The sequence below is a fragment of the Streptomyces phytophilus genome (assembly GCF_013870535.1).
GTDB classification, from domain to species: domain Bacteria; phylum Actinomycetota; class Actinomycetes; order Streptomycetales; family Streptomycetaceae; genus Streptomyces; species Streptomyces phytophilus.
In genome coordinates, this window is the sequence record NZ_JACBXC010001722.1 from 1 (window position 1) to 1,026 (window position 1,026).

At 73.7% G+C, this 1,026-nt stretch carries 1 protein-coding gene; it reads left to right on the plus strand.

The window, feature by feature from the left end; all coding sequences use genetic code 11:
* Positions 1-155 precede the first annotated feature (155 nt).
* Positions 156-1,026 (plus strand): protein kinase domain-containing protein (locus H5J30_RS35510; protein WP_181791904.1); only part of this gene is annotated, 871 nt, incomplete at its 3' end.

Below are 1,026 nucleotides of genomic sequence, written 5' to 3' on the forward strand. Positions count from 1 at the left end.
GTACCGGCACCCGCGCCGCCGCGGGCGCCGGCACGCCATCGGGAACGTACTGCAGCACAACGGTGACGGGAACGCGTCCCTCACCTCGTAGACTGCGGTGCGTGGACACGACTCTGGACCCGTCCCCCCATCCGCAGGGAGGGTGGGGAGACCCCATGGTCGGGCAGATGCTCGACGGGCGCTACCGCGTCGACGCACGCATCGCCACCGGCGGCATGGCCACGGTCTACCGGGCGCTCGACACCCGGCTCGACCGGGTGCTGGCCGTCAAGGTCATGCACCCCTCGCTGGCCGCCGACTCCTCCTTCGTGCAGCGGTTCATCCTGGAGGCCAAGTCGGTCGCCGGGCTCGCCCACCCGAACGTCGTGGGCGTCTACGACCAGGGCACCGACGGCCCGCACGTCTTCCTGGCCATGGAGTACGTCCCGGGCTGCACCCTGCGCGACGTGCTGAACGACCGCGGCGCCCTGCAGCCGCGGGCCGCGCTGGACATCCTGGAGCCCGTGCTCGCCGCGCTCGGCGCCGCGCACCGGGCCGGTTTCGTCCACCGCGACATGAAGCCGGAGAACGTCCTCATCGGCGACGACGGCCGCGTCAAGGTCGCCGACTTCGGGCTCGTCCGCGCCGTGAACACCCACACCACCGCCTCCACCGGCACCGTGCTCGGCAGCGTGTCGTACCTGGCGCCCGAGCAGATCGAGCGCGGCGCCGTCGACCCCCGGGTCGACGTGTACGCCTGCGGCGTGATGCTCTACGAGATGCTCACCGGCACCAAGCCGCACGCCGGCGAGCACGCAGCGCACGTGCTCTACCAGCACCTGCACGAGGACGTCGAGCCGCCGTCCGCCGCCGTCCCGGGGCTGTCCGAGCAGCTGGACGACCTGGTCGCCACCGCCGCCGCCCGCAACCGCGACACCCGCCCCGCGGACGCCGTCGAGCTGCTGTCCGCCGTACGCGCCGCCCGCGCGGAGCTGACCGACGCGGAGCTGGACGCGGTGCCGCCGCAGGCCGTCGCCGAGGAGCGGA